General features: G+C 38.5%; 4 protein-coding genes. 3 read left to right on the plus strand and 1 reads right to left on the minus strand.

Annotated elements, in window-relative coordinates; translation table 11 throughout:
• The first annotated feature begins 136 nt into the window (after window positions 1-136).
• From HMPREF0373_RS05990 to HMPREF0373_RS06000, 3 genes are all read left to right on the plus strand, one after another.
• Complete coding sequence (locus HMPREF0373_RS05990) at window positions 137-373, plus strand: DUF3343 domain-containing protein (RefSeq protein WP_021738753.1); 237 nt, start codon at window positions 137-139, stop codon at window positions 371-373.
• Between the two features lie 321 nt (window positions 374-694).
• The gene (locus tag HMPREF0373_RS05995; protein ID WP_022036110.1) at window positions 695-3,331 is read left to right on the plus strand and encodes a cation-translocating P-type ATPase; all 2,637 of its coding nucleotides are present in this window, start codon (window positions 695-697) and stop codon (window positions 3,329-3,331) included.
• Window positions 3,332-3,354: 23 nt separating this feature from the next.
• Window positions 3,355-4,518 (plus strand): AI-2E family transporter, encoded by a 1,164-nt coding sequence (locus tag HMPREF0373_RS06000; protein ID WP_021738755.1) that lies wholly within the window; start codon window positions 3,355-3,357, stop codon window positions 4,516-4,518.
• Between the two features lie 100 nt (window positions 4,519-4,618).
• On the opposite strand, the gene dtd is transcribed toward HMPREF0373_RS06000, so the two are convergent.
• The gene (dtd, locus tag HMPREF0373_RS06005) at window positions 4,619-5,071 is read right to left on the minus strand and encodes a D-aminoacyl-tRNA deacylase (RefSeq protein ID WP_021738756.1); all 453 of its coding nucleotides are present in this window, start codon (window positions 5,069-5,071) and stop codon (window positions 4,619-4,621) included.
• Window positions 5,072-6,479: the final 1,408 nt, after the last annotated feature.

Here is a 6,479-nt window from a genome sequence, read left to right on the forward strand (position 1 = left end):
ACCAGAATCACGCACCAAGTCTCACATGCGTTTGACTTGAAATTACATTTCAGGCATAATAACAGAAGATCAGTCCGCCTTCTATCAGGCTGTGGCTATATATCATAACTTATCAGAAAAATGGAGAATTATCGTCATGCGAAAGAAAAAACCTTATCAGATTTTAACATTTCATACAACCTCAGCAGCTATGGCTATGGAGCTATATTGTAAAGAGCATGGCATCTCCGGTCGTCTGATCCCCGTTCCAAGGGAACTATCCGCCGGCTGCGGACTGGCCTGGCGTATAGAGCCTGAAGAATATGCTCGTTACAAAGATGATCTTCTTGACACCAGTGTTGAAATCGAACAAAATGTGGAACTGATGATTTAGTCTGATTAAAGAATAATTCGTACGGCATCTTTTGCCCCCAACATCATAGAAATACGGTCGTAGAAATAATTTTTTCCTTGACACATTCCCTCCTTATCATATATAGTAGAGTCAATAAGAGGGAGTAACCTACGTGATTCCACGTTTACGGTGTCGTCAGTACGATGTGAAACATCCGGTGTCGTAAGCAAACGGTGAGACTTTTATTGTACATTGATTGTGCAATAAGGGTCTCTTTTTTCATTCAAAGATTCCTGAGTTTGCATAATCAACAAGCAAATTGCAGATAACATGATGCAGACAGATACAAGGAGGATTAACATGAAAGAAATGTATCAACTGACCGCAACGCAGGTTATGAAACACTTTGACAGCCCCATAGACGGACTGACATCCACGCAGGCAGAGGAACGCCGCCGCACATCAGGCTGGAACGAACTGACCGCTGCGAAATCGAAACCTTTATGGAAACTTTTTCTGGAACAATTTCAGGATTTTCTTGTAATTATTCTCATTATTGCGGCAATCATATCCGGACTGCTTGGTGACGCAGAAAGTGCTGTCGTTATTCTGGTCGTTATCACTCTAAATGCCATTCTTGGAACAGTGCAAACCCGACAGGCAGAACGTTCTTTAAACAGTTTAAAAAACTTATCCGCACCAAAAGCATCCGTATTTCGTGACGGAAGTGTTGTGCAGCTTCCTGCCAGAGACCTGATTCCAGGCGATATCGTCCTTTTGGAAGCCGGTGATATCGTTCCTGCTGATGGCCGGATTATGGAGTGTGCCGGTTTAAAAATTGATGAAAGTGCCCTGACTGGTGAGAGTCTCAGTGTTGATAAAATCACCGATGCTATTCCAGACCAGGTAGCGCTTGGTGATCGCAGAAACATGGTATTTTCCGGTAGTTTCATTACCAATGGGCGCGGAAAAATTATTATTACTGACATCGGCATGCATACAGAAGTCGGCAAAATCGCGAATCTTTTACACAATACCTCTGCGAAACGAACCCCGTTGCAAATATCACTTGATTCTTTCGGCAAAAAACTTTCCATGGCTATTTTAGTCTTTTGTGGAATCTTGTTTGGAATCAGTGTTTTTCGCGGTGAATCGATTGGAAATGCCTTTTTATTTGCTGTCGCTTTGGCGGTTGCCGCTATTCCGGAAGCATTAAGTTCCATTGTTACGATCGTTTTATCATTTGGTACACAAAAAATGGCAAAAGAACATGCCATTATTCGAAAACTTCAGGCAGTAGAAGGACTCGGAAGCATCTCCGTCATCTGTTCAGATAAAACCGGAACTCTGACTCAGAATAAAATGACAGTGGAAGACTATTATGTAAATGGACAGTCTGTTCCTGCAGATGAGACAACACCTTCTGATACTTCTAATAAATTACTGTATTTTGCCAGTGTGTTATGTAATGATGCAAGAATTGAACAGGAAAATAAAGAAATCGGCGATCCGACGGAAGTCGCCTTATTGCAGATGGAACCACAGATGCACATTGCTATTTCTGAAATACAGGCAAAATATCCAAGAATCGACGAACTTCCTTTTGACAGTGATCGTAAAATGATGTCAACACTGCATACATGTTCTAAAGATGATCATAGTTCTGATTTTTCCGAAAAGCAAATTTTAATTGTGAAAGGTGCGGTTGATGTACTATTACAGCGAACAGATGCGATCTGGACAACAAATGGCACAATTCCTATGAACAGTGACGAGAAAAAACGGATTCAGATGCAAAATCAGCAATATTCTGAACAAGGACTGCGCGTACTTGCGTTTGCCTACAGAGAACTTACTATTATTGACAAACTAACCTTTGAGCATGAATCTCATCTGACATTTCTTGGTCTGATCTCTATGATGGATCCGCCACGTCCGGAATCAAAAGAAGCAGTAGCAACCTGCATCCGTGCAGGCATCCGACCGGTCATGATTACCGGAGACCACATTGCGACAGCATCTGCCATTGCCAGACGAATTGGAATTCTGACACCAGATACAAAAGCCTGTGAAGGTGCGGTACTTGATACGATGTCCGATCAGGAATTGCAGGAACTGGTTCCTGAAATATCTGTTTATGCCAGGGTTTCACCGGAACACAAAATCCGCATCGTCCGCGCATGGCAGGCACGCGGAAATATAGTAGCTATGACAGGAGACGGTGTAAATGATGCACCGGCATTGAAACAGGCTGATATTGGCGTTGCTATGGGAAATACCGGAACAGAAGTTGCTAAAGATGCTTCTGACATGGTTTTAACAGATGATAATTTTTCTACTATTGTATCAGCAGTGAAAAACGGAAGAAATCTGTATCGCAACATTTTGCATGCCATTGAATTTCTGTTATCAGGAAATCTAGGAGCCATTTTAACTGTTTTAACGGCATCCCTTGCAGGACTTCCGGTTCCTTTTGCACCGGTACATTTGTTATTTATTAATTTATTGACAGACAGTCTGCCTGCGATTGCCCTTGGACTTGAACCGCACACAGATGATGTGATGAAAGAACACCCGCGAGCTGCCACCAGTTCTATTTTAACTGCCTCTTTTATGAAAAAAATCGGGTTGGATGGATTGGTAATCGGAACGACAACCGTTTGTTCTTATCTCACGGGATTACAACAGGGAAATGCTCTTCTTGCAAGCACCTGCGCTTTTGGAACCCTTTGTCTGGCGCGATTATTTCATGGATTTAATTGCAAATCAGAAAAACCGGTTCTGTTCACTAAAAAAATGAAAAATAACAAGTGGTTAATCGGTGCATTTGCACTGGGAGCTGTATTAATCACCGGGGTTCTCACACTTCCGGGATTACAAAATCTGTTTAAAGTGCAGACTTTGACGTTGGCACAACTTGGAATTGTATATCTCTACGCATTTTTGAGTTTGCCGATCATCCAGTTATGTAAATGGATAAAAAATAGAAAGAATTAAAATAGAAAGAATTGAGGACTAAAATGAAATTTCAGGATTATATACAAAAGCATAAATATTTACTGCTTATCATTGCAGTTTTGCTTATCATGATCCTTGGGAAAACTAACACCGAATGGAATCTGCTGCGTACTGTCTGGGAAATTTTGCTGCCATTCCTCGTTGGCTGCATTATGGCATTTATACTGAATATTCCTATGCGTTTTATTGAAAAAAGGCTATTTCGTAATAAATCGGACAGCTATCGAGTATCGACTCGCATTGCCAGCTTTTTATTAACATTGCTCATCGTTATTACGATCATCTGGCTGATTCTGTTTTTTATGATTCCGCAATTGACGAACAGTTTTTCCATGTTGAATGAAAATATCACAGATTTTGTACCACAATTTCAATCCAGTATGGAGCATCTGAATAAAAAGGTTCCTTTGGTTAAACACCTGATGGGAATGCAAACATTTGATACACAGCAGATTCTGCAGACAGTTTCTGATTTTTTAAAAGACAGTGCGAAAACAATTACTGGTTCCACCATTTCTGCCATCGGTTCTGTTTTTCAGGGAATTGTGACTGGATTTCTGGCCTTTGCCTTTGCCTGCTATCTGTTATTCCAAAAAGAAAAACTGCAAATGCAGGTTAAAAAAGTAATTTTCGCATTTTGCTCAGAAGAAAGAGCAGAGAAGCTCTTTGGTATTTGTGCCATGATTTCCAGAAGTTTTACACGCTTTTTTACCGGACAATGTCTGGAAGCATTGATTCTGGGTGGTCTCTTTTTGCTGACATTAACGATTTTCCGCATGCCTTATGCATTGCTGATCAGTGTCGTGATTGCCTGTACCGCATTGATACCAATCTTTGGTGCCTTTGCAGGATGCATTTTTGGCGTTTTTCTGATTTTTATCGTAAACCCACAACAGGCTGTTGTGTTTCTGATTATATTTTTTGTATTACAGCAAATTGAAGGAAATCTTATCTATCCACATGTGGTAGGAAACTCCGTGGGATTGCCATCCATCTGGGTACTGTTGGCTGTGATCGCTGGAGGCAAACTCATGGGAATCGTTGGAATGTTTCTGTTTATTCCACTTGCATCGGTATGTTATACGTTGTTCCGCCAACTGGTATATGACAGATTAAAAGAAAAAATAGGAAAACAGAGTGAAGATGAAAACAGACCTGGGCAATAAAATGCCCCGGTCTGTTAAGTACAATCATACTATGAATAAAACCATTCATATTGATTTTTTTTCGTCAATGATGAAATTCTTCCTGGCTTGCCAGCACTTATTATTTTATGAGTTCATCCGAATCCAGCACAATGGTAAACGGTCCATCATTCATCAGTTCTACTTTCATATCTGCACCAAAGCTTCCTGTCTCTACAACCGGAAGTTCTTTTTTGCATGCCGCAATGATATATTCATATAAGCTGTTTGCAAGCTCCGGATTTCCTGCTTTAATAAAGGATGGACGATTTCCTTTTTTGCAGTCTGCATATAAGGTAAACTGAGAAATCAGCAGCAGTTCCCCATTTACATCTTTAAGTGCCAGATTGGTTTTTCCATTTTCATCCTCAAAAATACGCATACCAATCAGTTTTTTAATCATCTTATCTGCAACCTCGGTGTTATCTTCCTCGGAAACACCAATCAGAACTAAAAATCCTTTCCCGATTTTTCCAATCACTTCGTTGTCTACTGTCACGGAAGCGTGCTGTACACGCTGAATTACAAATTTCATACAGTCAAAATCCTTTCTTCATAAACTCGAAACAGCGAAATGTACCTGTACTGCCGTATCATTGTCCATTTCGTTCAAACACATATTTCTCGGAATCAAATTCAAAACAGATGTTCGAAACTGTTTACCAAAGTAGCAAAATATGTTAAATATAAAATTATAGGAAGTTCTGAAAATGCCTAAACTGCTGGAATATAGCGTAAATACTGGATTAAAAACGTTTTTGTGTATTTCACATATGGTCACGTATAGTCACGTCTGGTAACGAAAATTGGTGTAAAAATTGGTGTAGTAACAAAAATTGGTGTAGTGTTTGGTGTAGAAAAAGTCTCATATTACAGTACAGTTCTTTATGAAAAAAATATGTGTTTTCATTCGCATCTCTGCTATGTATAACATGACAATTCGGACATTTCAAAACCATAAATAGTGATCAATATACGCATTTAATATTTAATGTCACCTTCTTTCTTGACCTCGATTTACATTGTATTCTTAATATTTCTACCGTTACATTTCATACATTACAGATAAAATATCCATCTGCTCATAAAGCATTCACATCTCAGATCCTTTTCCATATATCAATAAATCTATTGTGTCTTTTGACATATATCAAAAAATAGCGCTTCGTATCATCTGATTTCTGTTTTAATCCCAGTAATTTCTTTCTATATATGCAGACAATATATAATAAAATTGTTCGTTTTTGATTTTCATTTTCCTATATCCCAAGTATATAATAATTTATTATCTTTGACTACCTTAACCTAATGTTAAAAGCTAGTGGATTGCAGATGTCTATTTTTATTTTATAGCATTGAAGTGAAAAATGTATATTAAAAAAAGAAGCCAACTCCCTTCTGGAGTGAACTTCTTTTTTATGTTTCTTATGGGAAAAACACAATTATTTTACTAAGAAAAATTTCCTGTAGCCGAACATGTTAAGGTAACTGTTCTTGTAATAGATTGAACAGCGTGTCCGTTAGTATAACGGACACCAGTAGCACTTGCTTTAGCAGTGTTACCAGATTTACTAGCTTTTTTATTGCCAACGGACCAAGAATTACTATATAAAGAGGTGGTGCAAGAAGCAGAGAGACAAGTAGATGTTCCGTTGCCATATGAAAAAGTACCTGTTACAGTTACAGCCCAAATTTTTTCGTTAGCTGCGTTATAATAAGTACTTGTTTTGCTTTTGGTTTGTGTTGTAGAAAACAATGAATAATCTGAAGGTTCAGATACGATTTCAGTAACAATATAGCTTCCGTCTGATAAGTATTCTATTTGTTGAGTAGGTGAAGCTGCATAAGCAGAAAAAGAAATTGAAAAAATTAGGATAAAAAATGAAAATAAAGCAATAATTTTTTTCGCATAGAGACTGTAATTAATTCTGTGTAAACTCTAA

Origin of the sequence: Eubacterium ramulus ATCC 29099 (assembly GCF_000469345.1) — a bacterium.
GTDB lineage: Bacteria > Bacillota > Clostridia > Lachnospirales > Lachnospiraceae > Eubacterium_I > Eubacterium_I ramulus.

What these genes read in the sequence shown, in the direction of transcription:
- HMPREF0373_RS05990 (WP_021738753.1), top strand. Translation starts at nt 137, where the DNA reads ATGCGAAAGAAAAAACCTTATCAGATTTTAACATTTCATACAACCTCA.
- HMPREF0373_RS05995 (WP_022036110.1), top strand. Translation starts at nt 695, where the DNA reads ATGAAAGAAATGTATCAACTGACCGCAACGCAGGTTATGAAACACTTT.
- HMPREF0373_RS06000 (WP_021738755.1), top strand. Translation starts at nt 3,355, where the DNA reads ATGAAATTTCAGGATTATATACAAAAGCATAAATATTTACTGCTTATC.
- dtd (WP_021738756.1), bottom strand. Translation starts at nt 5,071, where the DNA reads ATGAAATTTGTAATTCAGCGTGTACAGCACGCTTCCGTGACAGTAGAC.